20 protein-coding genes are annotated in these 25,840 nt (G+C 34.1%); 10 read left to right on the top strand and 10 right to left on the bottom strand.

Going from position 1 to position 25,840, the window contains the following annotated elements; genetic code table 11:
• The first annotated feature begins 1 nt into the window (after position 1).
• The gene (locus tag DM444_RS05480) at positions 2-964 is read left to right on the top strand and encodes an App1 family protein (protein ID WP_111284767.1); all 963 of its coding nucleotides are present in this window, start codon (positions 2-4) and stop codon (positions 962-964) included.
• A gap of 159 nt (positions 965-1,123) precedes the next feature.
• Here the strand turns inward: DM444_RS05480 and DM444_RS05475 are convergent, their stop codons facing one another.
• Positions 1,124-3,043 (bottom strand): ABC-F family ATP-binding cassette domain-containing protein, encoded by a 1,920-nt coding sequence (locus tag DM444_RS05475; protein WP_111284766.1) that lies wholly within the window; start codon positions 3,041-3,043, stop codon positions 1,124-1,126.
• 64 nt (positions 3,044-3,107) lie between these two features.
• Between DM444_RS05475 and DM444_RS05470 the strand changes: the two genes are divergently transcribed.
• Positions 3,108-3,491 carry a DUF983 domain-containing protein gene (locus tag DM444_RS05470; protein WP_111284765.1) on the top strand — a complete coding sequence of 128 codons (384 nt, stop codon included), beginning with the start codon at positions 3,108-3,110 and terminating at the stop codon, positions 3,489-3,491.
• Here the strand turns inward: DM444_RS05470 and DM444_RS05465 are convergent.
• From DM444_RS05465 to topA, 8 genes are all read right to left on the bottom strand, one after another.
• Positions 3,472-4,545: an NAD(P)/FAD-dependent oxidoreductase gene (locus DM444_RS05465; protein WP_111284764.1), complete on the bottom strand. Its 1,074-nt coding sequence runs from the start codon at positions 4,543-4,545 to the stop codon at positions 3,472-3,474. The genes DM444_RS05470 and DM444_RS05465 overlap by 20 nt on opposite strands.
• Before the next feature lie 78 nt (positions 4,546-4,623).
• Positions 4,624-5,613 (bottom strand): type IX secretion system ring subunit PorN/GldN, encoded by a 990-nt coding sequence (gene porN, locus DM444_RS05460; protein WP_111284817.1) that lies wholly within the window; start codon positions 5,611-5,613, stop codon positions 4,624-4,626.
• Between the two features lie 195 nt (positions 5,614-5,808).
• On the bottom strand, positions 5,809-6,798 hold the full coding sequence (gene porN / locus DM444_RS05455; protein ID WP_111284762.1) for a type IX secretion system ring subunit PorN/GldN: 990 nt from the start codon (positions 6,796-6,798) through the stop codon (positions 5,809-5,811).
• Between the two features lie 45 nt (positions 6,799-6,843).
• The gene (gene porM / locus DM444_RS05450; RefSeq protein WP_111284760.1) at positions 6,844-8,382 is read right to left on the bottom strand and encodes a type IX secretion system motor protein PorM/GldM; all 1,539 of its coding nucleotides are present in this window, start codon (positions 8,380-8,382) and stop codon (positions 6,844-6,846) included.
• A 53-nt stretch (positions 8,383-8,435) separates the two neighbouring features.
• Positions 8,436-9,083, bottom strand: a complete 648-nt coding sequence (gene porL, locus DM444_RS05445; RefSeq protein ID WP_111284758.1) for a type IX secretion system motor protein PorL/GldL — start codon at positions 9,081-9,083, stop codon at positions 8,436-8,438.
• A 56-nt stretch (positions 9,084-9,139) separates the two neighbouring features.
• The gene (gene porK / locus DM444_RS05440; protein ID WP_095928630.1) at positions 9,140-10,534 is read right to left on the bottom strand and encodes a T9SS ring complex lipoprotein PorK/GldK; all 1,395 of its coding nucleotides are present in this window, start codon (positions 10,532-10,534) and stop codon (positions 9,140-9,142) included.
• Positions 10,535-10,796: 262 nt separating this feature from the next.
• The gene (locus DM444_RS05435; RefSeq protein ID WP_111284756.1) at positions 10,797-11,948 is read right to left on the bottom strand and encodes a formimidoylglutamase; all 1,152 of its coding nucleotides are present in this window, start codon (positions 11,946-11,948) and stop codon (positions 10,797-10,799) included.
• A 6-nt stretch (positions 11,949-11,954) separates the two neighbouring features.
• Complete coding sequence (gene topA, locus DM444_RS05430) at positions 11,955-14,471, bottom strand: type I DNA topoisomerase (protein WP_111284754.1); 2,517 nt, start codon at positions 14,469-14,471, stop codon at positions 11,955-11,957.
• A gap of 359 nt (positions 14,472-14,830) precedes the next feature.
• Between topA and miaB the strand changes: the two genes are divergently transcribed.
• The 8 genes from miaB to DM444_RS05390 all read left to right on the top strand — a co-directional run bounded on the left by miaB (position 14,831) and on the right by DM444_RS05390 (position 24,013).
• Positions 14,831-16,276 carry a tRNA (N6-isopentenyl adenosine(37)-C2)-methylthiotransferase MiaB gene (miaB, locus tag DM444_RS05425; protein WP_111284752.1) on the top strand — a complete coding sequence of 482 codons (1,446 nt, stop codon included), beginning with the start codon at positions 14,831-14,833 and terminating at the stop codon, positions 16,274-16,276.
• 138 nt (positions 16,277-16,414) lie between these two features.
• Positions 16,415-17,674, top strand: a complete 1,260-nt coding sequence (locus tag DM444_RS05420) for a sigma-54 interaction domain-containing protein (protein WP_111284750.1) — start codon at positions 16,415-16,417, stop codon at positions 17,672-17,674.
• Between the two features lie 97 nt (positions 17,675-17,771).
• Positions 17,772-18,278, top strand: coding sequence for an LptE family protein (locus DM444_RS05415; RefSeq protein WP_111284748.1), 507 nt, complete (start codon positions 17,772-17,774; stop codon positions 18,276-18,278).
• Positions 18,279-18,384: 106 nt separating this feature from the next.
• Positions 18,385-20,082: a tetratricopeptide repeat protein gene (locus DM444_RS23580; protein ID WP_162614922.1), complete on the top strand. Its 1,698-nt coding sequence runs from the start codon at positions 18,385-18,387 to the stop codon at positions 20,080-20,082.
• Between the two features lie 3 nt (positions 20,083-20,085).
• Positions 20,086-20,433, top strand: coding sequence for a preprotein translocase subunit SecG (secG, locus tag DM444_RS05405; protein ID WP_111284746.1), 348 nt, complete (start codon positions 20,086-20,088; stop codon positions 20,431-20,433).
• A 143-nt stretch (positions 20,434-20,576) separates the two neighbouring features.
• The gene (locus DM444_RS05400; RefSeq protein ID WP_008467105.1) at positions 20,577-20,852 is read left to right on the top strand and encodes a co-chaperone GroES; all 276 of its coding nucleotides are present in this window, start codon (positions 20,577-20,579) and stop codon (positions 20,850-20,852) included.
• A gap of 82 nt (positions 20,853-20,934) precedes the next feature.
• Entirely contained in the window at positions 20,935-22,563 is a 1,629-nt protein-coding gene (gene groL, locus DM444_RS05395) for a chaperonin GroEL (protein WP_111284745.1), read from the top strand.
• Positions 22,564-22,813: 250 nt separating this feature from the next.
• On the top strand, positions 22,814-24,013 hold the full coding sequence (locus tag DM444_RS05390) for an alkaline phosphatase family protein (protein WP_111284743.1): 1,200 nt from the start codon (positions 22,814-22,816) through the stop codon (positions 24,011-24,013).
• Between the two features lie 259 nt (positions 24,014-24,272).
• Here the strand turns inward: DM444_RS05390 and DM444_RS05385 are convergent, their stop codons facing one another.
• Positions 24,273-25,802: a SulP family inorganic anion transporter gene (locus tag DM444_RS05385; RefSeq protein ID WP_111284738.1), complete on the bottom strand. Its 1,530-nt coding sequence runs from the start codon at positions 25,800-25,802 to the stop codon at positions 24,273-24,275.
• Positions 25,803-25,840: the final 38 nt, after the last annotated feature.

Below are 25,840 nucleotides of genomic sequence, written 5' to 3'. Positions count from 1 at the left end.
AATGAAACCAATTCTACAATTATATCGAGGTTATGCAAATGAGCAAGAGTTAATTGTAATGGGACACGTTTTAAAAAGAGAAAACAAGTACAATTTTGAGAGAAAAAAATTAAAAAATGCTACTTCGATTCTCAAATTGTTCAGAATAAAAACCATTAAAAATTTTGATGTTTATTTGCATTACAACAATGAAGTAATTCATACCAAAACACTCGATGATGGTTATTTTAATTTCTGTATTCCACTAGAAAAAGAAACTCATTTTGGATGGATGCCTTACGAAGTCAGTTTAAAATATAAAAACCAGACCGTAACTTGCGAAGGCAGTTTTATAAGGCCTCACAAAGGAAAACTTGGTATTATATCGGATATTGATGATACTTTTTTGATTTCGCATACGAACAATTTCTTTCGAAAACTTTATATTTTATTATTTAGAAATGTAAATGACCGAAAAGTTTTCAAAGATGTTGTGCCACACTACCAAGCGTTAAGTTCTGCTGGAAGAGATAATGTAGAAGAAGTAAACGCTTTTTTCTACATCTCGAGCAGCGAATGGAATTTGTATCGATTTATTGCCAAATTTACCCGAATTAATAAATTGCCAAAAGCGGTTTTTCTGCTAAAAGATATCAAAAGAGGAATTACCGATTTCTTCATGAGCGGAAGAGGAAATCACGATCATAAATTCGAAAAAATAAGACATGTTGTAGAATTTTATCCGACTTTAAAATATGTTTTAATGGGCGATGATTCTCAACACGATCCAATGTTGTACGAAAGAATCTGCAAAATATTTCCTGTAACAGTAATTGCAGTTTACATTAGGCAAACTGGCAAAAATCAGAAAAAAGAAGTAATAAAGATTTTAAATAATTTAGAAAGTCTGAATGTGTCCGTTTGCTATTTTAAAGAAAGCAGTAAAGCAATTGAACATTCTAGATCGATTGGGATTATTAAGTAGTTTTTCTAGTTATAAGTCACAGTCGCAGTTTTCAGTCACTTATACATGCTTTAATTTGGATTGTCAGAAAATTAAAAACCTTTGTCAAAGGATTAAACTTTGACAAAGGTTTTTAATATAAGTCCCACTGAGACTGTAAACCGCGACTGCGACTAAAAACTACGCATTAAAACTATCAATCTCTTCCGAAACAACTTCCCAATCGATTAATAATTGTTCTAAATCTTCTTTCTTTTTATTATAAGCTGTAAAGAACGAAGCGTCTTCGATATGCTTGTCATAATTGGTTTCCAACATTTTATCGTCATGCTGAATTTGTTTTTCCAATTGCTGAATCTGGCTTTCGATTTTACTTAATCTATTTTGAAGTGCTTTTGTTTTCTTCTGGTCTTCATAAGATATTTTAGCAACCTCTTTTTCTTTTGGAGCCGCTGCTTTTACAACATCTTTTTTCTCAACCTCGCGCATGTTTTCCAAATTACGCTGTTCCAAGAAAAAGTTGATGTCTCCTAAATATTCTTTAATCTTCTGATCTTTAAATTCATAAACGATATTTGACATTCCTTGAAGAAAATCCCTGTCGTGAGAAACTAATAGTAAAGTTCCACCGAATTTTTGAAGGGCCGCTTTTAAAACGTTTTTAGATTTAATATCTAAGTGGTTCGTAGGCTCATCCATTAGCAAGACGTTAATGGGCTGTAACAGCAATTTACAAAGTGCCAAACGGTTACGTTCACCTCCAGAAAGCACTTTCACTTTTTTCTCCACATCATCTCCACGGAACAAAAACGAACCTAACATATCACGCACCTTCATACGATTTGTATCAGTCGCCGCATCTTCCATTGTTTGAAGCAAAGTAATTTCTCCGTCTAAATATTCAGCTTGATTTTGAGCAAAATATCCTAATTGTACATTATGTCCTAATTTGATATTTCCTTGGTATTCAAATTCGTTTACAAGAGCTTTAATGAAAGTAGATTTTCCTTGTCCGTTTTGTCCAACAAAAGCAATTTTACTTCCTCTTTCAACCAGTAAACTAATATCTTTCAGAATCGTTTTGTCTCCGTAAGCTTTCGTTACATGTTCAGCTTCAATAACCACTTTTCCTGGTTCTTTTGAAACTGGAAACGAGATATTCATTACTGAGTTATCATCTTCGTCAACTTCGATTCTTTCTACTTTATCTAATTTTTTAATCAACGATTGCGCCATCGAAGCTTTTGAAGCTTTTGCACGGAATTTCTCGATTAATTTTTCTGTTTCTTCAATCTTTTTCTGCTGATTCTTTTGAGTAGCTAATTGCTTTTCGCGAATTTCATGGCGCAGTTCTAAATATTGAGAATATGGTTTATTGAAGTCATAGGCTTTCCCTAACGAAATTTCGATTGTTCTATTCGTTACATTATCCAAGAACATTTTATCGTGAGATACAATTACGACAACTCCAGGATAATTACGAAGGAAATTTTCTAACCAAATGATACTTTCGATATCTAAGTGGTTAGTAGGCTCATCCAGAAGCAATACATCATTTGATTGTAATAACAGTTTTGCAAGCTCGATACGCATTCTCCATCCTCCAGAGAACGTTTCTGTTTGGTTATTGAAAACTTCTCTTTTAAAACCTAGACCCAAAAGAATTTTCTCTGTGTCTCCCACATAATTATAACCTCCAAGAAGTTCAAAACGATGTGTGTAATCAGATAAATCTTCAATGATTTGCCCGTATTCTTCACTTTCATAATCGGTTCTAGTAACCAATTGATGATTGATTTCTTCCAGTTTTTTCTCTACAACTTTAATCTCTGTAAAAGCTTCATATGCTTCTTCCAAAACGGTTCTTCCTTGTTCAAAATCAATATCCTGACGTAGAAAACCCATTCTGATATCTTTCTCTTGAGAAATAACTCCTGAGTCTGGTTTAAAATCTCCTGCTAGCATTTTTAGCATTGTAGATTTACCTGCTCCGTTTTTACCAACAAGACCAACTCGGTCTCCGGCTCCTAGACGGAAAGTAACTTCTTCAAATAAATATGTTCCTCCAAAAGAAACCGAAAGATTGTGTATATTAAGCATAATTTGTGACTGTTGTTACAAGAAATAAAGGTGTAAAAATGTACCTTTGATAAAATTTTTGCAAATGTTAAAAAAAGGATCGAAACTAAATAGCATTTTAACAGGAAGTTGTCCTAAATGCCAAAAAGAAAGCATGTATGAAGACAAAAACCCGCTTCATTTGAGTAAAGTTCTAAAAATGAATGATAATTGCAGCCATTGCGGATTCAAATATCAAATTGAACCATCTTTTTTTTATGGCGCCATGTATGTAAGCTACGGATTAAATGTTGCTGTTGGAATTGCTGCTTTTATTGTTTCTTTTGTCTTTTTTGGAGCAACAATCGAGCAAGCTTTTATTGCAATTATTTTGACTTTAGTTGTTTTATTCCCTTTTGTGCTTCGTCTCTCAAGAAACTTATATATTAATATGTTTGTTTCTTATGATCCTAAGGCTGGTGAGAACTAAGACTTTTCAAGTATCTTTTATGGAATCGCTTAATATCGGCTTCACGATCTAGCGGAATATTATTTTCAATATGATCGTATAATGCTTTTGCCATCGCTGGACCAAGCATTACGCCACGAGTTCCTAATCCATTTAAGATATGAAGAGATTTATAAACTTCGTGAGTTCCAAGTAAAGGTCTTCTATCTGAAACCGTTGGACGCACTCCGCCAAAATGCTTAACGATTTCAAAATCGCATGTAATAATTTCTTTTATGCGGTCTAAAAGTTCTTGTTTTCCTTCCTCTGTTGGTATATCGGTTTTGTCTTGCCAATTATAAGTTGCACCAACTTTAAATAAATTGTCGCCAAGAGGTAAAATAAAAACGCTCGTGTTTACAATTACATCCAGATTTAAATCAGGTGCTTTTATTATAAACAATTCTCCTTTTGTACCGTCTAACGGAAGATAATTGAAAAAAGGATTTTTATGCATTCCAAAACCTTCTGCAAAAATGATATGACGCGCTTGAATGTTTTTATATTGAATTCCAGAGTCTAAAAATTCGATAAGAGCGCTGTCAAAAGATTCTTCGAGTAACAAATCATTCTGAAGTAAATATTCCCGATAAGTGTCAAGAAGTAAAGCAGTATTTACATATCCCGTATGCAAGACTTCTCCGTAATCGTAAGGAGAATCAATACTTTTATATTTTTGGGTAATTAATTTAGTTGACAAAAAAGGAGCTAAGTTTATTTTATCAGAAGCTGCGAACCAGTTATTTTGTTCTTCAATTGAAAAGAACTTTCTCAAAACCGGCATTTTAAAATTGAATTTTTCTTTCAATTTATCCTCAATCTGATTGTAAAAATCATTCATTAAAACCAACTGTTCTTGTGCTTTCCAAACTTCACTAAAGCGTTTTAAAATGACAGGATTATACAGACCGCCAGCAACTCTAGAAGAATGCTGCGATTTATTATCAACAAGTAAAATAGTTTTATTGTTTTTAAGGGCAACTTCAGCGAAAGAAATTCCAGCCAAACCAGATCCGACGATTAAATAATCAAGCATTGTGCAGTGTATAGATAAAATAAAAAAACTCTTACTACAAAGGTAGCAAGAGTTTTTCTTATAATGTCGTTTGAGAACTTAGTAATTCCACATATCTTCTTCAAAATTACGAATCTTCTCTTTTACTCTCTCAGATTCTAACAACTGATTCTGAGCATTGTCTTTCATGTAATCTTTAATATCACGATCACCATACATATTTTCTTCTCTGTAAATAATCGCATTGAATCTTCTCGAATTCAAAATCTGGTCAAATGAAATAGGAAGTGCCGAGTTTTGATCGTTGAAAGCTTTTGCCTCGTGCAAGACTTCACGCGCATTGGGGAAGAAAACCCAGAATAACTCAATATAATCTTTCTCGTCACTATTCATCGTGTAGACATCAGGAGTTACGGGACATATACCAAGCAAACGATATTTCAATTCACTTTGTCTCTTATCAAAATACCAGTATCCTTTAATTTTATACTGACTTACATCAGCAGATGTAAGATCTTGCTTTAAAATGTATTCAGCCGGAACTGTTCTTTTTGGTCCAACCGTTTCTTCAACGTAGTTTACTTTTTTGTTTTTACCGAAACCAGTAACCACTTTCTTTTTAACGACGCGCGATCTATAATCGTCCGGATATTGATTGATAAGTTCTCGACCGCCATCTGTTGTATCAACACGTGATAATGCTCCTTCTATATCTTTCAAAGATTTTTTGGTATTAAAATAACTATCCGCATACACTTCAGTTATTCTACCATTTTTTATCCCCTTGGTTAAGACATCATAAAGAGAACGTCTATCTGCACCAATGTTTGCAGTGTCTACAGGAAAATACAATGGAAAATTAATTTTCTCATTCAGGTCAATAATTTCCCAAACTGTTTTTCCCATTAAAATATCGCGATCATCTACATAACCATAAGCTAGTGGCTTATCATTATCAGATATCATCTGAGCGGGTGTCTTCATGCCAATTTGGTCAGCAGTTTTGGCATTAAGTAAATTAGACTGTGCGTTAGAAGCAAAGCTTGAAGCAACAGTAACAATAACAACTAAAAAATTTCTTACTTTCATCATGATAACTTTTACAAGACATTAAACGAAATTTTATTAAAAATATTGCTTTATTTTTCTTACATAAATAAAATTATTTTTACTTGCCGAAGTTATTCTCGCAAAAGCTACAATCTAATTCTGTTTTATCCACATAAAAAAAACTCTTACTACAAAGGTAGTAAGAGTTTTTCAGATATTTTGTTATGTATCAACTTAGTAGTTCCACATATCTTGTTCGAAATTGCGAATTTTTTCTTTCACTCTTTCAGATTCTAACAACTGATTTTGAGCGTTGTCTTTCATGTAGTCGCTAATTGCTCTGTCTCCATAAAGATTTTCCTCTTTGTAAACAACAGCATTAAAACGTCTAGAATTTAAAATCTGATCAAATGAAATCGGAAGAGCTGAGTTGTTATCATTGAAAGCTTTTGCTTCATGCAATGCTTCTCTAGAATTTGGGAAGAATACCCAAAACAATTCAATATAATCCTTTTCATCACTATTCATTGTATAAACGTCAGGAGTTACAGGACAAATTCCTAGTAAACGATATTTCAATTCACTTTGACGTTTGTCAAAATACCAGTATCCTTTAATTTTATACTGAGTAACATCTGCAGCAGTAAGGTCTTGTTTCAAGATATATTCAGCAGGAACTGTTCTTGATGGTCCAACTGTTTCTTCAACATAATTAACCTTTTTGTTTTTACCGCTACCAGTAACTACTTTTTTCTTCACAACACGTGATTTGTAGTCGTCTGGATATTGGTTGATTAACTCTCTACCAGCATCTGTTGTATCAATACGAGATAATGATCCTTCGATATCTTTCATAGATTTTTTAGTATTGAAATAACTATCAGTATATACTTCAGTTACTTTCCCACCTTTAATAGCCTTAGTAAGGACGTCATATAAAGAACGTCTGTTAGGACCAATATTAGCTGTATCTACCGGAAAATATAATGGAAAGTTAATTTTTTCATTCAAATCAATGATTTCCCATGTAGTTTTCCCCATCAAAATATCTCTATCATCTACGTAACCGTAAGCCAATGGCTTATCATTATCAGATATTAATTGAGCAGGAGTTTTAAGTCCGATCTGAGCAGGAGTTTTAGCGTTAAGCAAATTAGATTGCGCATTAGAAGCAAAACCTCCAGCGATAGAAACAATAGCTATTAAAAAATTTCTTACTTTCATCGTGGTATCGTTATAAGATATTGAATGTAGTTTACACTACCTTTATTATTGTATTTCGTAAATTACTGGAGCAGTTCTTGGCAATAAATAACTACCAGCTCCAACAAGTTTAGTTTTAATTTCAGAAATAGTAACTTGGTCTCCTTTACCTGCTCTTGAAAGTACTTGTTTACATTGTGCATTCATTTTGTTTCCTGTAACAACAACTGTAGGCTGTCCAGCAATTTTCATATTGAATCCAACAACATCTAAACCAACTTCAAAATCAAAATCAAGAAGTTTAGCACCAATAGTAGCAATCTCTAAGTTAGATTTAGGACCTTTAACAACTCCCATTTCTCCTCTGATTGTTCCTGTTGGACCAGGAATACCTTTAATTCTAAATGTTTTCTTATCAGTTACTTTATCACCGTTTGGCAATGTACCAGTTACAGAAATTGTAGTTTCAGTACCTTGACCTGGGCTCATGTTATATTTTCCTGGTTTTCCAGCAGAAGCTAAACCTGGCGCACTAGCAACAATTTTGTTAGCATCAACACCAGCGAAAGATACAGAGATTGGGTTAACAACACCTCTATATACAACGTTCATTTTATCTGCAGAAATTGTAGCAGCGTTTGGTCTAGGAACTACAACATATTTTCCAGAGAATTTCAAAGGAATGTTTTTACCATCTTCTAAGAAAGTAAATTGTCCGTTGATGTCTTGTTCTCCAACTCCACCTGCAGTTAAAGAGATAACAGCTTGTCCGTTAACAATTTGTCCAGGACCTTGGAATGAAGTAGGTGTAGTGTTTTCATCATAACGACCTAAAACAACTTTACCAGTAACTTTTTCTCCTTGGAAGTAAGCGTTTTTGTCTAAAACAACAATCGCTTGGTAGTTGCTGTAAGAAGCAGCAGCAACTGCAGCTTTTCCTAATGCACTGTTGTAAACGTCAGTTTCTGCTTTTTTAACGTCATTTTGCCAAGCTGAAAGCTTTGCAGCTGATGCAATTGCAGGGAACCCTTTAAAGTGGTAAGCTAAGTATTTTTCTTTTATACCTTCTTTGTTTTTCACGTCAGAAACATCAAATTTCTTTTCAATCTCTGCGATAATTGGACCATATTTTTTATCACTTAAAGCAGCTTTCATGTCCGCTTTATATTTTTCGATTTTAGCGATAATTTCGTTACCTTTTTTAGTGTAACCGTCTCCTGTAAACCAGTCGTCGATATTATCACCTCTATCCATTGCCTCGTAAGGTAATTTTCCAGTTTCTTTTTCAACTTCGAAACCTTTGATAGATTGAGCTTTTAAGCTTCCGATATAATCATAAAATTCTTTAGAAATAGTTTCAACTTTGTGAGCAGTAACTGCAGCAATAGCGAATTCACCTTTTGCTTCAGCAGCTTTCTGATCTAATGATTGAAGCAAAGAAGTATTTGTTGTTACTGATGAAGTATTTGCAGCTTCAAACTTTTCATTCATCAAACCAAAAGCAGAAATAACTTCTTTTGATACGTTCATTGCTAACATTGCGATGAAAACCAGATACATCAGGTTGATCATCTTCTGTCTAGGGGTTAATTTTCCTCCTGCCATTTTTTTCTAATTAGTTCTTTATTAATAAAATTTAATATTTAGTTAAAAACTAATTATCCTTTGTTACTCATTGCAGAAAGCATACCACCGTAAACACTGTTTAAAGAAGCAATGTTTGCAGTCATAGACGCCATTTGTTCTTTTAATTTAGAAGCGTTTTCAGCGATTTCTTTGTTAGCTTCAGCGTTTCTAGAAGCGCTTTCTAACTGTACTTTATATAAACTGTTTAATGATTCCATTTGAGCAGCAGCCAATGATAATTCTTCACCATATTTTTTAGTAGAAGCGATAGAATCAACAGTTGGAGCAATTCCTTTAGCAGCAGATTCGAAGTTTTTGATGCTGTTTCCTAAACTTGACATTAATTCACCGTCAATTTTAGCTTCTTTTAATAATGAATCAAGTTTTTGAGATAATAATCCTTGTGCATCAGTTGGAGTTTCAGATTTAGCTTTTTTCTCTCTAGCTTGTCCGTTAGCTAATTCTGGGTAAACTAAAGTCCAATCTAATTCGTCTTCAACTGGTTCAAAAGCAGAAAGCGCAAAAATTAATGCTTCAGTTAATAATCCTACTGAAAGCATAACTGTTCCTGTTAATGGTCCAATCTCAAAGTGAGTAATTTTGAATAAAGCTCCAACGATTACCACTGCCGCTCCCATACCATAAGCGAAATTCATTGCTTTTTTACTTAATAATGCCATAATACTTTTTTTTTAGGTTTTAAAATAGATTTGTTGGATATTGATAAAATTATAAATTACTTTTTTCTGTTTCCGGTAACTTGCGTTCCCATGTAATCTTGTACAGTTCTGAATCCGATGTAACTTCTAGCTGAATCAGCATATTCGTGGTCACGAGTACTTACCTGTAGGAAATAAGCAACGTCTTTCCAAGAACCTCCACGAACAACTTTTCTTTGATTTTTACCATCAATTACGTTTGGATTCATTGTTGATACATATTCGTAAGCATTTGGATTGTAAGCTGAATCTGTCCACTCTGAAACGTTTCCTGCCATGTTGTATAATCCGTAACCATTTACGTCATATGATTTTGCTTCAACTGTATATAAAGCTTCGTCAGCAGCATAATCTCCTCTACTTGGTTTAAAGTTTGCTAAGAAACAACCTCTATCACTCTTAGTATAAGGACCTCCCCAAGGGTAAGTAGCAGACTCCAGACCTCCTCTAGCAGCGTACTCCCACTCTGCCTCAGTTGGTAATCTGAAAGAGTTTACAAGATCACGTCCTTTTTTCTTAGATTTAATATAACTGTTTTTGTTTAAAGTTCTCCAAGCACAGAATGCTTTAGCTTGTTTCCAAGTTACACCAACTACTGGATAATCTCCATAAGCCTTGTGCCAGAAATAATCATTGTGCATTGGCTCATTATATGAATAAGCGAAATCTTTAATCCAAACTGCAGTATCAGGATAAACGTTTACCTGCTCAGTTTTTACGAAGTCACTTCTTTTTCCAACTTTTGCTTTTGCAGCAGCTTGAATATCCATCCAAGAATAACGGAATTTCAATTTATTTACATCAATTGTTCTTAAACCATTGTATGATTCTTCAATTGGCAAATACATAGAATCCATTACTTCAGCGTAATACTCATCTGGATATGCTTTTGTATCTTTAATTAACTTAACTTTTCTGTTTAGTTTTCTTCCAGCATATGGATCATCTTTTGTACCAACACTATAATAGTTGTCGTACATATATTTATCATAAGCTGTCATTTTTTCTGGATCAGAATCATTAAAAGCGTAGTCAGCAATGCTTCCGCCTTTTTTACCTTTTCCATCAGTAGCTTTTTGCCCTGTTTCGTCAGCTAAAATTGCTAAACGAACTCTCATTGTAGAGTCTTTTACCCACTCCACAAATTGACGATACTCACTATTTGTAATCTCAGTTTCATCCATGTAAAATGAACGAACTGTTACAGTTTTAGTTGGAGCATCTTCTACGTTAGCTAAATCAGCATCTGATTTACCCATAATAAAAGATCCACCCGGAACTAATGTCATTCCATAAGGCTTCTCAGGATGCCATTTCCCTCCTGTAACACCGACTAATTCACCTTTGTCACCAGACTTACCACAGCCGATTACTAGTGTTAACATTGCTGCAAATGCAATAAACTTCTTCATATAAATTTGGGATTATCTATTCATTATTAAAAGTCCGTAAACGTATTTATTATTTATCTAAAAAACAATACTACTTGCGAATTTATTTTACCGTTCAAAAATAATGTTAAATAAAATAAAAAAAAAATATTTCATCGATAAACTGTTTTAAAAAATCGATGTAGGACGTTAATTTTTATATTTTATATTCTTTTTCCTACTAAACTATTTTAACCTTTTTTTGCAAATTTTAAAAAGTTAAGATTTCACTTATCTTTTTATCTTACAAAGAATTTTTTCTTTGCGCTTTCCACCATCTTTCTGGCAATTCTTGATTGCAAGCCGACAAATATTCGTCGTACGAACAGGGTAATAACGTATTTCTTTTTAATTTATTGCTGCCGTTTGATTCAAATGGAATTTCGATCCACCAGCGATCTGTTTTATCACTTTTATAAAATATTAATTCCTCTTCATCCAGCGGAACTATATACTTTAAATAATTTGCTCGACTTCCAAATGGATATTCTTTCGAACGATAATGATAGCCTTCTATAAAATACCATACAATCTGAGAAATAATAACTGACTCAGCCATTGTACTGTTGTGATTAAACACTCCAAAAGCAGAAACTTTATCACTAATTCCGGCATATCTTGCTAAAGCGCAAATCTCTTTTCCATTAAATCCGTTAGGTTCAAACGTAACTGTATTTCCTGAAGCCGAAGATTTTACCGAGTTTAAATCAATACTCACTAAATCTGCATCTCTAAAAACAGGCTCGGCTAAAGTAATTTTATTTGAAATTTCTCCCAAACGATAAGCATCAAAAAACAGTTTTTCGATCAAATCGATTTCTTCCTGTGAATTATAATAGGTTTGATATCCTATATTACAGTAATTAAAAAGATTGTTTGGTTCGTCGATAATGATTTTTGTCAAGTAAGAATTGGCAGAAACTGACTCATTTTCTTTTCCAAAATCAAATTTATTATCAACAGCAACTAGATTTACCATTTGCTCTAAATCATCATAAGCACGATATAAAGCATAAGTCAAATCCTGTGAACCCCCTAGGACTATAGGAATGATTTTATTCTTGATTAATGCAGCCGTAACTTTCTTTAATGCAAAATAAGTATCTTCTACAGAATCTCCAGCAAGTATATCTCCTAAGTCTGCAATTGAAGCATCCCAGTTGCCAGGAAACATGCTATATAGTTTTTTACGAACAGCAGTAAGATTAACTTCATTAATCATATTGATGTTTGTACGATCTTCTAAAACACCAATTATAGCGATATTAATTTGCTCAATATCAGGAAACTGATCTTGTGTATGAAAGACAACTTTGCTTCCAAGTTCTTGCGAAGACAGCGAACTGACAAATTTCACAATTGTATCGTTAACTGGTTCTAGAAAATCAAATCCCATCTATATTTATTTCTTTTTAGCAGCCGTTTTTTTAGCTGGAGCTTTTTTTGTTGTCGTTGTCTTTTTTGCTGCAGTTTTCTTTGCAGGTGTTTTTGCCTCAATCATTTCTTGAACTTGACTTAATGTCAATTTTGTAGCATCAACATCTTTACTCAATTCAATTTTGATTTTACCTTTTAGAATTACAGAACGTCCCCAACGAGCTTTTTCTACTACAATTCCTTCTTCTTCCCAGTTATGAATAACTTTATCGATGTTTTTCTGAAGTTTGTCTTCAATCAATTCTTCAACATCCGCTTGTGATAAATTGTCGAAATTGTATTTTTTACTCACATTCACAAAAAGTCCGTTCCATTTGATGAATGGTCCAAAACGTCCCACACCTTTTTGAACGCCTTCACCTTTATAAACTGCAATTGGCGCATCAGCAAGTGCTTTTTCGTCAATTAATTCCTGAGCTCTTTCTTTAGAAACATTCAGCGGATCTTCTCCTCTTGGCAATGAAATAAAAACGCTTCCGTGACGAACATAAGGGCCATAACGACCGTTGTTTACTTCAACTTCTTCTCCTTTATATTCACCTAAACTTTTAGGAAGTAAAAATAAATTTAAAGCTTCTTCAAGTGTAATGTTTCCTATATTTTGGTCCGCCATTAAGCTGGCAAACTTTTTATCCTCATCATCTGCTTCTCCAATCTGTGCCATTGGCCCAAATTTTCCTAAACGAACAGAAACTTGTCTTCCGTCTGCGTCTTTTCCTAAAATTCTTTCCCCACTTTCGCGTTCAGCATTTGCCTCAACCTCTTTTACATTTGGATGAAATTGATTGTAGAAATCTTGCATCATTATTGCCCAGTCGATATTTCCTTCGGCAATTTCGTCAAAGTCTTGCTCTACTTTTGCAGTGAAATTATAATCTAAAATGTTTCCGAAATTCTTCACCAAGAAATCAGTAACAATAGTTCCAATATCTGTAGGAACTAATTTTCCTTTATCAGAACCTGTATTTTCTTTTAGAAGTTTTTCTCCTACTTTATTATTCTGTAAAGTAAGTTGTGTATAATTACGTTCTACACCTTCAAGCGTTCCTTTTTCAACATAATTTCTATTGATAATTGTTGAAATAGTTGGCGCATAAGTAGAAGGACGCCCAATTCCAAGTTCTTCCAGTTTTTTAACCAAAGATGCCTCCGTATAACGTGCAGGCGGTCTTGAATATCTTTCAGTAGCCGTAATATAGTTACTAGATAATTTTTCGTTAACTTTTAATGCAGGAAGCATTCCCTCTTGTTCTTCTTCATCGTCATCATGACCTTCCAAATACACTTTTAAGAAACCTTCAAAAAGTAAAACTTCACCAGAAGCTGTAAAAACTTCGCTATGATTATCTGCTTCGATTTTTACGTTTGTTCTTTCAAGCTGTGCGTCGCTCATTTGCGAAGCTAAAGTTCTTTTCCAGATTAAATCGTATAAACGAGCTTGATCACGGTCGATATTCACGGTATGACGCGACATATCTGTTGGACGAATTGCTTCGTGCGCTTCTTGAGCTCCTTTGTTTTTATTAGCAAAAACACGAGGTTTTGAATATTCTTTTCCGTAAGATTTGATAATTTCTGCTTCTGCAGCATGCATTGCTTCTTTAGAAAGATTCACAGAATCAGTTCTCATATAAGTAATAAGTCCTGCTTCGTATAAACGCTGTGCTAACTGCATCGTGATTCCAACTGGCAAGTATAATTTTCTTGCCGCCTCTTGTTGCAACGTAGAAGTTGTAAAAGGTGATGTTGGCGATTTTTTGGTAGGTTTAGTTTCTAAATCTGCTACCTTATATTTAGAACCGATATTTTGATTTAAGAAATCTTCGGCTTCTTTTTTAGTATTGAAGTTTTTAGGCAGTTTTGCTTTGAAAACTTTTCCAGCTTCATTTACAAATTCTGCAACAATAGAATAAGTTGCAACTGCATTAAAACTTTGAATTTCACGTTCTCTCTCTACAATTAAACGAACAGAAACCGATTGTACACGACCAGCAGAAAGTCCGCCTTTGATTTTTCTCCATAAAACTGGAGACAATTCGTAACCTACTAAACGGTCTAATACTCTTCTCGCCTGCTGTGCATTAACTAAATTATAATCAATTTCTCTTGGATTATCGATTGCTTTTAGAATAGCAGACTTTGTAATTTCGTGAAAAACAATTCTTTTGGTCTTTTTTCTATCTAGTTTTAATTCTTCCGCCAAGTGCCATGAAATAGCTTCTCCCTCGCGGTCCTCATCGCTTGCTAACCAAACCGTTTCGGCATTCTTAGAAAGTGATTTTAGTTTCGTTACCAAGGCTTTTTTATCCGGGGAAACTTCATATTTAGGTTTAAAACCATTCTCTACATCTACCCCTATTTCCTTTGATGGTAAGTCGGCTATGTGACCATAACTCGACTCCACCTGAAAATCACTCCCGAGGAATTTCTCGATCGTTTTCGCCTTTGCAGGTGACTCCACTATTACTAAATTCTTTGCCATTGCTCTATTTTTCTGCAACAAAAGTATTTATTTTTTTTAAATATTAACCTTACGAATGCATTTTTGAAGTATTTTGATATTATGAAACTTAAAATTGCAGATTTATCTGTAATATTCTCTATAATATATATAGGTATAACTTTTAATGATTTCTGACAGAGAAATTCCTTTATTTTAGATTTCAGAGTTTAGATTTTAGATTATAAAACTAACTGCGAATCTTTATTTAAGGATATAAGACGTACAACTTGTATATTCTATTTACAATCTAAAATCTAAAATCAGAAATCTAAAATTCTTTTCTGCCATCTTGTCATAATAGATTCAATTACGCTATCTTTGCACTTTGAATTTTTACAATGGAAAAGATTATTGAAGAAAGCAAACAGGGCGAAAGTCTTGTTTTAGAAAATAAACCTGAGAATACTAAAAAACTATTTATAGAAAGTTACGGTTGTGCGATGAACTTTTCGGACAGTGAAGTCGTAGCTTCCATTTTATCTGACGGTGGTTACAATACTACTTCGGTTTTAGAAGAAGCCGATTTGGTTTTGGTAAACACTTGCTCGATTCGTGACAAAGCGGAACAAACAATTCGTAAACGTCTTGAAAAATACAATGCCGTAAAACGTACGAACCCAAAAATGAAAGTGGGTGTTTTAGGCTGTATGGCCGAACGTTTGAAAAGTCAATTTTTAGAAGAAGAAAAAATCGTTGACTTGGTTGTTGGTCCAGATGCTTATAAAGATCTTCCGAATTTATTAGCTGAAGTTGAAGAAGGACGTGATGCTATTAATGTAATTTTATCAAAAGAGGAAACTTACGGAGATATTTCGCCTGTTCGTTTAATGAGTAATGGAATCACAGCTTTGGTTTCGATTACTCGTGGCTGCGATAATATGTGTACATTTTGCGTTGTTCCTTTTACACGCGGTCGTGAAAGAAGTCGTGAACCTCAAAGTATCATGGCTGAAATTCAGGATTTATGGAGCAAAGGTTTTAAAGAAATTACACTTCTTGGGCAAAATGTTGACAGTTACCTTTGGTACGGAGGCGGTTTGAAAAAAGATTTTGTAAACGCTTCTGAAATGCAAAAAGCAACTGCCGTTGATTTTGATCAATTGCTTGAAATGGTTGCGATTGGTTTTCCTAAAATGCGTATTCGTTTTTCGACTTCAAATCCGCAGGATATGCACGAAAGTATTTTGCATGTTATAGCAAAATATCCAAATATCTGTAAACACATTCACTTGCCGGTTCAATCTGGAAGTAACAGAATTTTAAAAGAAATGAATCGTCTGCACACTCGCGAAGAATACATGGCTTTGATTGATAAAATTAGAGCGATTGTTCCAGATGCTTCAATTTCGCAAGATATGATTGCTGGTTTCCCAACAGAAACGGAAGAAGATCATCAAGACACAATGAGTTTAATGGAATACGTAAAATATAATTTCGGTTATATGTATTCGTATTCTGAACGTCCTGGAACTCTTGCTGGAAGAAAAATGAAAGATGATGTCGAGGAAGAAACCAAAGCAAGAAGATTACAAGAAATTGTCGATTTACAGCAAAAACACGCTTGGTTTAGAAGTGAAGAATTTGTTGGCAAAACAGTTGAAGTTTTAGTTGAGAAAGTTTCTAAGAAATCAAAAGATGAATTCTCTGGAAGAAACTCTCAAAGTATTACGGTTGTTTTTCCAAAAGAAAATTACAAAATTGGAGATTTCGTAAACGTAAAAATCACAAGCTGTACCAGCGGAACTTTAAAAGGCGAAGCGGTTGGATTGAGTGAAATGAATTAAAATTGTTTGAAGTTTCAAGTTTCAGGTTATTTCTGTAACTTCAAACTTGAAACAAAATTATAAGCCAAATTTTAAAGTTTAAGGTCAAAGTTGTAAAACCTGAAACCTGAAACAAACAAAAACTTGAAACAAAACTATATGGAAACAGTTCAAGCAATAAAACAACGATTTGAGATTATTGGAAATGATCCGAAATTAAATCGTGCCATTGAAAAAGCCATTCAGGTTGCTCCAACTGATATTTCGGTTATGGTAACTGGGGAAAGTGGTGTTGGTAAAGAAAATATTCCTAGAATTATACATTCGCTTTCGCACAGAAAGCATGGTAAATATATTGCCGTAAACTGCGGTGCAATTCCGGAAGGAACAATTGATAGTGAACTTTTTGGACACGAAAAAGGAGCTTTTACAGGTGCAACAAGTACACGTGAAGGTTATTTTGAAGTGGCCGACGGCGGAACAATCTTCTTAGATGAAGTTGGAGAATTACCATTAACAACTCAAGTAAGATTGCTTCGTGTTTTGGAAAATGGTGAGTTTATAAAAGTAGGTTCATCTCAGGTTCAAAAAACAAATGTTCGTATCGTTGCAGCAACAAACGTGAATTTATTTAATGCTATTGAAAAAGGTAAATTCCGTGAAGATTTGTATTATCGTTTAAGTACTGTAGAAATTACTTTACCGCCTTTACGAGAAAGAAATGATGATATTCATTTATTGTTCAGAAAATTTGTAGCCGATTTTGCTCATAAATATAAAATGCCACCTTTAAGACTGGACGATGATGCAGTACAGCTTTTACAGAAATTCAGATGGAGCGGAAATATTCGTCAACTTCGAAATGTAGCCGAGCAGATTTCTGTTTTAGAAACCAATCGCGATATCACTCTGGCAACTTTAAAATCTTATTTGCCAGCAGAAGGAAGCAATTTACCTTCTGTAATTAGCGACAGTAAAAAAGAAAGTGATTTCAGTACAGAAAGAGACATATTATATAAAGTCCTTTTTGATATGAAAAGCGATTTGAACGATTTGAAAAAACTGACTTTGGAATTGATGAAAAACGGCACTTCTAAAGTACAAGATATTAATCCGAATTTGATTCAGAAAATTTACGGAAACCAGCAAAACGACAGCGAAATTGATTTTGAAGAAGAACCAAGAACAGCTGTTATGACAACTCCCGCGGTTCGTGAAGAAAATTATCAAATGCAAGACGATAATTATTTATTTGCCGAAACTATTGAGGAAGAAGAAATTTTACGTTTGGAACAAAAAGAAATCGAAATGATCAAAAAATCATTAGAAAAAAACAAAGGGAAACGTAAAGCTGCTGCAGATGAATTAGGTATTTCTGAAAGAACTTTATACCGAAAAATCAAACAATTCAATTTATAAAAATAATTAAATTACAATTTTTAAATTCCAAATTCCAATCATTATATTTGGCCAGATTTGGAATTTTAAAACCATTGGAATTTTTCCAACAAACATTATGAAAAAAATATATTCTCTTTTCGCATTCTTAAGTCTTTTAATGTTGAGTGGCTGTGGATATTACAACTTTACAGGAAGAACTGGACAAATTGATGCAAAGACTTTTCAGGTTAATTTCTTCCAGAATAATGCTGATTTAGTTGAACCAGGTATTGACCGAACTTTTACTTTGGCTTTGCAGGATTTGATTATGAATCAAACCAACCTAAACTTAGTAAGTAATGGCGGAGATCTAGTTTACGAAGGAGAAATTACAGATTACAGAATTACTCCAATGACAGCAACTGCAGATCAGCAGGCTGCTCAAAACCGTTTATCTATTCGTGTCAATGTACGATTTATGAATAAAAAGAAAGAAACGGACGATTTTGAAAAATCTTTTGAATTCTATTATGACTTTGCCGGAACATCTTTGCCGACAGGATCAGTTTTAAATACAGCTATCACAACGATTTTTGAAAGAATTACGCAGGATATCTTTAATGAATCATTGGCAAAATGGTAATTTGTTTGCTGAGTCGTTTAATCGTAAAACCGTTTAATCGATTAAACAGTTAGACAAAAAAAGCGAATAAGCGATTAAACGAAATAAACGATTAAACAAAAAATAAATGAACGTTACCGATTATACCTACTTAATGAACAAACCCGATGCTATTACAGAAAAGCAGGCGGATGCATTAGGAAGTGTTTTGAATGAATTTCCATATTTTCAAAGTGCGCGAGCATTACGATTAAAAGGACTTTATAATCAGAACAGTTTTAAGTATAATTATGCGTTGAAAGTAGCTGCTGCACATACATCTGATCGTTCAGTTTTGTTTGATTTCATTACTTCGGAAACGTTTACTTCTATCCAAAATGATTTCTACGAACAAAAACTGAGAGATCTTCTTGAAATTACTGTTTTCGATAGTGAGATAATTTCTACCGAACAAATTCAGAAAGCACTTGAAGTAAAACCTGATGCAGTTGAAGAATCAATTTCAGTTTCTATTCAAGAGCCTGAAACTCCTTCTAGACCAGAACCTGTAAAGGTTGAAGAAATAGAAATGCCAGAAATTGATCTATCGATTTTTAATGCATTGAAAAAAGCTCAGACAGTAGTTTTTGAAGAACCAGTAAAAATTGAAGAACCAAAAACTCTTCCTATAATTGACGAATCGATTTTTGCAACTCTTAAAGAAGCTCAATCAGTAACTTATGAAAAACCGATCGCTGAAGAGGAAAAGAAAATTGATCCAATTGAACAACCTATTATTGATTCTGTAAAAGAAACAGAAACCGTTTCGTTTATTGAACCAACAGAAACAGAAGAACCTAAAATTGATCGCATTGAAAATTCTATTTTAAGTTCTATAAAAGTTTCTGAAACTCCTTCAGTACTAGAATCTGTAGAAGCTATAGAACCTGTAAAAACGGAAGAACCTAAAATTGATTCAGCAATCGAACGTTCTATTCTGAATTCAATTAAAGAAGCAGAAGCTGCAATTCCTGAAGAACCAATAAAAGCTGACGAACCAGAAGCTGAACTTATAATTGAAGAACCAATTTTAAATTCGGTTGAAGAAGACGAAGACGATAGTGTTATCGAAGAAATGATTATTCCAGAATTTAAAATGAATTCTGTTGAACGATCTATACTTTCTTCTATCAAAGAAGCTGAAGCAAAAAAATCCGAAGAACCAAAAGAAGAGATTCAAGAGGTTATCAAAACTGAGGAAAAAGAAGAAGAAGAAGAAGAAGAAATCAAAGGAGAAATCAAAGAAGAAAATGAAGAGCCGATTGAAGAAATAATCGAAGAGGAAGAACTTAATGAACCTGCAAAAACCGCTGCGGAACATTTAGAAATTGGAAAACCTTTAGATTTTTCTCTTAGAGAAAAACATTCCTTTCAAGAATGGCTACAATTATCTAGAACAGAACCAATTGATCGTTCGAATGACGCTTCTTCAGAAGAAAAAATTGAAAAAACTGCTGCTGAAATAGAAAAAGAAGAGCAGTTAGCTATAGAAGAGAAGCAAAAGAAGGCTGAAATTATCGATAAATTTATCGAAAACAATCCGAAAATCTCGCCAATAAAACCTGGAAATAACACGCCAGCAGTTCAAATTGAGAGCCCAATAGAGGACAATTCTTATTTGATGACCGAGACTTTAGCCAGAGTATATCTGGAACAAAAGAAATATACAAAGGCAATTCAGGCATATGAAATATTAATTTTGAAATATCCAGAAAAAATTACTTTCTTTGCAGACCGCATATCGGATATAAAGATTTTACAACAAAATAACAATAACAATAATTAAGTAATGAGCACATTTTCAATTTTTTTAGTTTTAATTACAATAGTTTGTTTTCTATTGATCGTAGTTATCATGGTACAAAACCCTAAAGGAGGCGGATTGTCTTCTACTATCAGCGGAACGCAGATGTTAGGTGGAGTACAAAAAACAACTGACTTTTTAGATAAAAGTACTTGGACTTTAGCTACTGTTTTAATTGTGTTAATTTTACTTTCAAGCTTAAGCTTCTCTGGATCTTTAAGCGATACAGAATCTAAAATCATTGACAAAACTGAAGCTCCTGTAAATACACCAGCAGCTCCAGCACAAGGAACTACTCCTGCTCCTGCTACACCAGCACCTGCAGCAAAATAATAGTAGCTCGATATAAAATCTAATGCCAGCCTGTCAAAGCTGGCATTTTTTTTAAGAAATAATGTCAGTTTTACTAGCATGGCACAATTTCTGAAAGTTTATAGAACAGAAAAAAAACGTATAACTTATAATAATATAAAATCATGGCTTTAAACATTAAACCGCTTTCAGACCGCGTACTTATTGAGCCTGTTGCAGCTGAAACTAAAACTGCCTCAGGTATTTTTATTCCAGATACTGCCAAAGAGAAACCACAAAAAGGAACTGTAGTTGCAGTAGGAAACGGAACTAAAGATCACACAATGACTGTAAAAGTTGGAGATACTGTTCTTTATGGTAAATATGCAGGAACCGAGTTAAAACTGGAAGGCACTGATTATCTAATCATGCGCGAGGATGATATTTTAGCGATTATCTAAAAAATATTGTGTTAAGTACGAAGTATCAAGAATTAAGAACTTCAATAACTTGAAACAAATCAAACTTTAAACAAAAATTAAAATGGCAAAAGATATAAAATTTGATATTGAAGCACGTGACGGATTAAAACGTGGTGTTGATGCATTAGCAAATGCTGTAAAAGTAACTCTTGGACCAAAAGGTCGTAATGTAATTATCGGAAAATCATTTGGTGGGCCAACTGTTACTAAAGATGGTGTTTCTGTTGCAAAAGAAATCGAATTAAAAGACCCATTAGAAAATATGGGCGCACAAATGGTTAAAGAAGTTGCTTCTAAAACCAATGATTTAGCTGGAGACGGAACTACAACTGCTACAGTTTTAGCACAAGCTATCGTAAAAGAAGGTTTGAAAAACGTTGCTGCGGGTGCAAATCCAATGGACTTGAAACGTGGTATCGACAAAGCGGTTGAAACTATTGTTGCTGACTTAGCAAAACAAGCTAAAGTGGTTGGAAGTGATTCTGACAAAATCAAACAAATTGCTTCTATCTCTGCTAACAATGACGAAGTTATTGGTGAATTAATCGCTACAGCTTTCGCTAAAGTTGGAAAAGAAGGTGTAATTACTGTTGAAGAAGCTAAAGGAACAGATACTTTCGTTGACGTTGTTGAAGGAATGCAGTTTGACAGAGGATACCTTTCTCCTTACTTTGTAACAAATCCAGAGAAAATGGAAGTTGAATTAGATTCTCCTTACATTTTATTATACGACAAAAAAGTATCTTCTTTAAAAGAATTACTTCCGGTTTTAGAGCCAGTTGCTCAATCAGGAAAACCATTATTGATTATCGCTGAAGATGTTGACGGTGAAGCTCTTTCTACATTAGTAGTAAACAAATTAAGAGGCGCTCTTAAAATTGCTGCTGTAAAAGCTCCAGGTTTTGGAGACAGAAGAAAAGCAATGTTAGAAGATATCGCAATCTTAACTGGAGGTACTGTTATCTCTGAAGAAAGAGGATATACTCTTGAAAATACAACTATCGAAATGTTAGGAAACGCAAAAAGAGTTTCTATCGATAAAGACAATACAACTATCGTAAGCGGTGCTGGTGAGGCTGATATCATCAAAAATCGTGTAAACCAAATTAAAGGTCAGATGGAAACTACTACATCTGATTACGATAAAGAAAAATTACAAGAGCGTTTGGCTAAATTAGCTGGCGGTGTTGCAGTTCTTTATGTTGGTGCAGCTTCTGAAGTTGAAATGAAAGAGAAAAAAGACAGAGTAGACGACGCTTTACACGCAACTCGTGCTGCTGTAGAAGAAGGAATCGTTGCTGGTGGTGGTGTTGCTTTATTAAGAGCTAAACTTGCTTTAGCTGACTTAAAAGCAGATAACGCTGACGAGGCTACTGGAATCCAAATCGTTTCTCGCGCTGTTGAAGCTCCATTAAGAACTATCGTTGAAAATGCTGGTCTTGAAGGTTCTGTTGTTGTGGCTAAAGTTGCTGAAGGTTCAGGAGATTTTGGATACAATGCAAAAACTGACGAATACGTAGATATGCTTAAAGCTGGAATTATTGATCCTAAAAAAGTAACTCGTGTTGCATTAGAAAATGCTGCATCTGTTTCTGGAATGATCTTAACTACAGAATGTGCATTAATTGATATTAAAGAAGAAAACGCTGGCGGAATGCCAATGGGTGGCGGAATGCCTGGAATGATGTAATTTATTCTCTTCTTAAAACTTAAAAGCGCTAGATTTACTTCTGGCGCTTTTTTTATAGCCACGAATTCACGAATTATTTTTTCAAATCTGTGGTTAATAAAAATATAGATAAAGATTATAAAAAAATAATTCGTGAATTACTTCGTCTATTCCCTTCAGTCGGGTCGTGGCTATCTTTTTTATTTAACATTCTCTTTTTCTTTAAAAAATCTGTTATCTCTACCTTTGCAGTTCTATTTAAAATTGCACAATGAGAAAATTCACAACTCACTTTTTATCTTTTACATTTTTACTTCTTACTACTTTTTTACAAGCCCAAAATAGCAAAGACAATTATGTTGTTTTAATTTCGATGGATGGATTTCGCTGGGATTACGGCAAAATGTATAATCTTCCGAATTTAAAGCAGATTGAAAAAGAAGGCGTTCATGCCAAATCAATGAAACCTTCTTATCCGAGTAAAACCTTCCCGAATCATTATTCAATTGTAACGGGACTTTATCCAGATCATCACGGAATTATCAATAACGTTTTTTACGATGCTTCTTTAAATCAGTCTTTTTCATTGTCAAGTAATGCTAAAAATGATTCTCGTTTTTATGGCGGAAATCCAATTTGGAATTTAGCCGAACAGCAAGGTGTAAAAACAGCTTCTTTCTTTTGGCCAGGTTCTGATATTGACAAAAGAAATCCTAGTTATTTCAAAAATTATGATGGTAAAGTTCCGTACGGAGCTAGAATCGATACGGTTATGAAATGGCTGCAACTTCCAGAAAAACAAAGACCTCATTTGGTTACTTTATATTTTGACGAACCAGATCACACGGGTCATAATTTTGGTCCGCATTCGCCAAAAACTGAAAAAACAGTGATCAAAATGGATTCTATTATGGGCGAAATATCTAGAAGATTAGATCAATTGCCTATTGGAAAACAAATTAATTTAATCATTGTTTCTGACCACGGAATGGCCAATATCAGTAATGATAGAAAAGTAGCCGTTCTAGATTACTTAAAACCAGAATGGCTGGGTTACAAAGATGTTGTTAACCCGATTATGAGTTTGCAGGCAAAACCAGGTTATCAAGATTCTATTGCCAATGCTTTGAAAAAAGTCCCTCATATTAAATTCTGGAAATCAACCGAAGTTCCGAAAAGATTACATTACGGAACAAATCCGCGTGTACATGATTTTGTTATTGAAGCCGACAAAGGATGGAGTTTAGTAAGCAAAGAAAGCACACATATAAACGGCGGAACTCATGGTTATGATAATAATGAAAAAGATATGCACGCCATTTTTTATGCAAAAGGTCCTGCTTTTAAAGTCAATAAAAAAGTAAAAACGTTTCAGAATGTTTCTGTTTATCCTTTAATCGCTCATATTTTAGGTTTACAAATTGGAGAAATTGATGGAAAATTGAGTGATGTTGAGGATGCGCTGCGATAAATTAGATAATGTGGCAATTTGATAATTAGAAAATTTGATGATGATTGTCACCCTGAGCGAAGTCGAAGGGCGTTCCAATTGGCACGTGGGCTTCGACTTCGCTCAGTCTGACAAACCTATAAACAAAAACAAACCCGACAGGTTTTAAAAACCTGTCGGGTTTAACTTTTGAGATACTTTGCGCAGACGCACAGCAGTGCGTCTCTACAGAAAATCGATTTGAATTAATTCACAATTAATAATTTACAATTAACAATTATCAAGACACTACCTTATACGTCGGATCTTCAATCACATTTACATTAATAACCGCATCTGCATTTTTTAATAATTGTCTGCAATCGGCACTTAAATGCTGTAACTCCACTGTTTTATTTAACTGATTGTATTTTTTCGTCAGATTATTTAAAGCTTCAATTGCCGACATATCAGAAACGCGACTTTCTTTAAAATCAATTATAATATGGTTTGGATCGTTTTGAATATCAAATTTTTCTAAAAAAGTAGTGGTTGAACCAAAGAATAAAGGTCCGTAAATTTCATAATGTTTTACTCCGCTTTCGTTGATATAATGTCTAGCACGGATTCTTTTGGCACTTTCCCAAGCAAAAACCAATGCCGAAATAATCACTCCAATTAAAACAGCCAAAGCCAGATTATGCAGTACAATTGTGATTAAAGCCACTAGAATTCCAACAAAAATATCATGTCTCGGCATTTTATTAATAATCCTGAAACTTGCCCATTCAAAAGTGGTAATGGCAACCATCATCATAACGCCAACCAAAGCTGCCATTGGTAATTTACCGATTACAGGAGCTCCGAAAAGAATGATCAGTAAAATAGTCAAAGCACCAATAATTCCAGAAAGTCTAGCTCTTGAACCTGCACCAAGATTTACTAAAGTCTGCGCAATCATTGGGCAGCCTCCCATTCCGTAGAAAAAACCGTTTAGAATATTTGAACTTCCTTGCGCAATGCATTCTCTATTGCTATTTCCTCTTGTGCCAGTGATTTCGTCTACTAAATTTAGCGTAAGCAAACCTTCCGTTAAACCAACAGCAGCGACAATTACAGAATAAGGAAAAATTACTTTTAAAGTTTCAAAAGAAAACGGAATATTTGGAATATGAAATGGAGGAAATCCGCCTTGAACCGATGCGATGTCTTCTACTGTTTTGGTTTCAATATTAAAAATAATTACGACTGCAAAAACAACCATAATCGCCACCAAAGATGCTGGAACAGCTTTTGTAATCTTTGGAAAAATTAAAACAATCGCAATGGTCAAAGCGACCAAACCAAGCATAATATATAAGGGAGTTCCTTGAAGCCAAGAAACCTGACCATCTATAACTGTTTTAAACTGCTCCAATTGCGACATAAAAATCACAACCGCTAATCCGTTTACGAAACCAAACATAACGGGTTGTGGAACCAATCGAATAAATTTTCCGAGTTTAAAAAGTCCGATACAAATTTGAACAACACCGCCAAGAGCAACAGCAGCAAAGACATATTCTATTCCGTGCGATTTCATCAAAGCAATTAAAACAATCACGGTTGCTCCCGCTCCACCTGAAATCATTCCTGGTCTTCCTCCAAAAATTGCTGTTACTAAACCTGCAATAAACGCTGCGTATAATCCGACTAGTGGTGGAAATCCAGCTAAAATTGCAAAAGACAAAGATTCTGGAATCATCGTCATTGCAACAGTTAATCCCGCTAAAATTTCATTTTTGTAATTGACTTTCTGGCTAAAATCGAAGAGTTGGAATGCTTTTTTCATAGGGCACAAAATTAGAAAAATAATATGCAAAAAAAGGA

It is taken from the genome of Flavobacterium ginsenosidimutans (assembly GCF_003254625.1).
Lineage (GTDB): Bacteria > Bacteroidota > Bacteroidia > Flavobacteriales > Flavobacteriaceae > Flavobacterium > Flavobacterium ginsenosidimutans.
The sequence above is the reverse complement of the archived record's forward strand: the minus strand, read 5'-3'. Positions and strand labels throughout refer to the sequence as shown.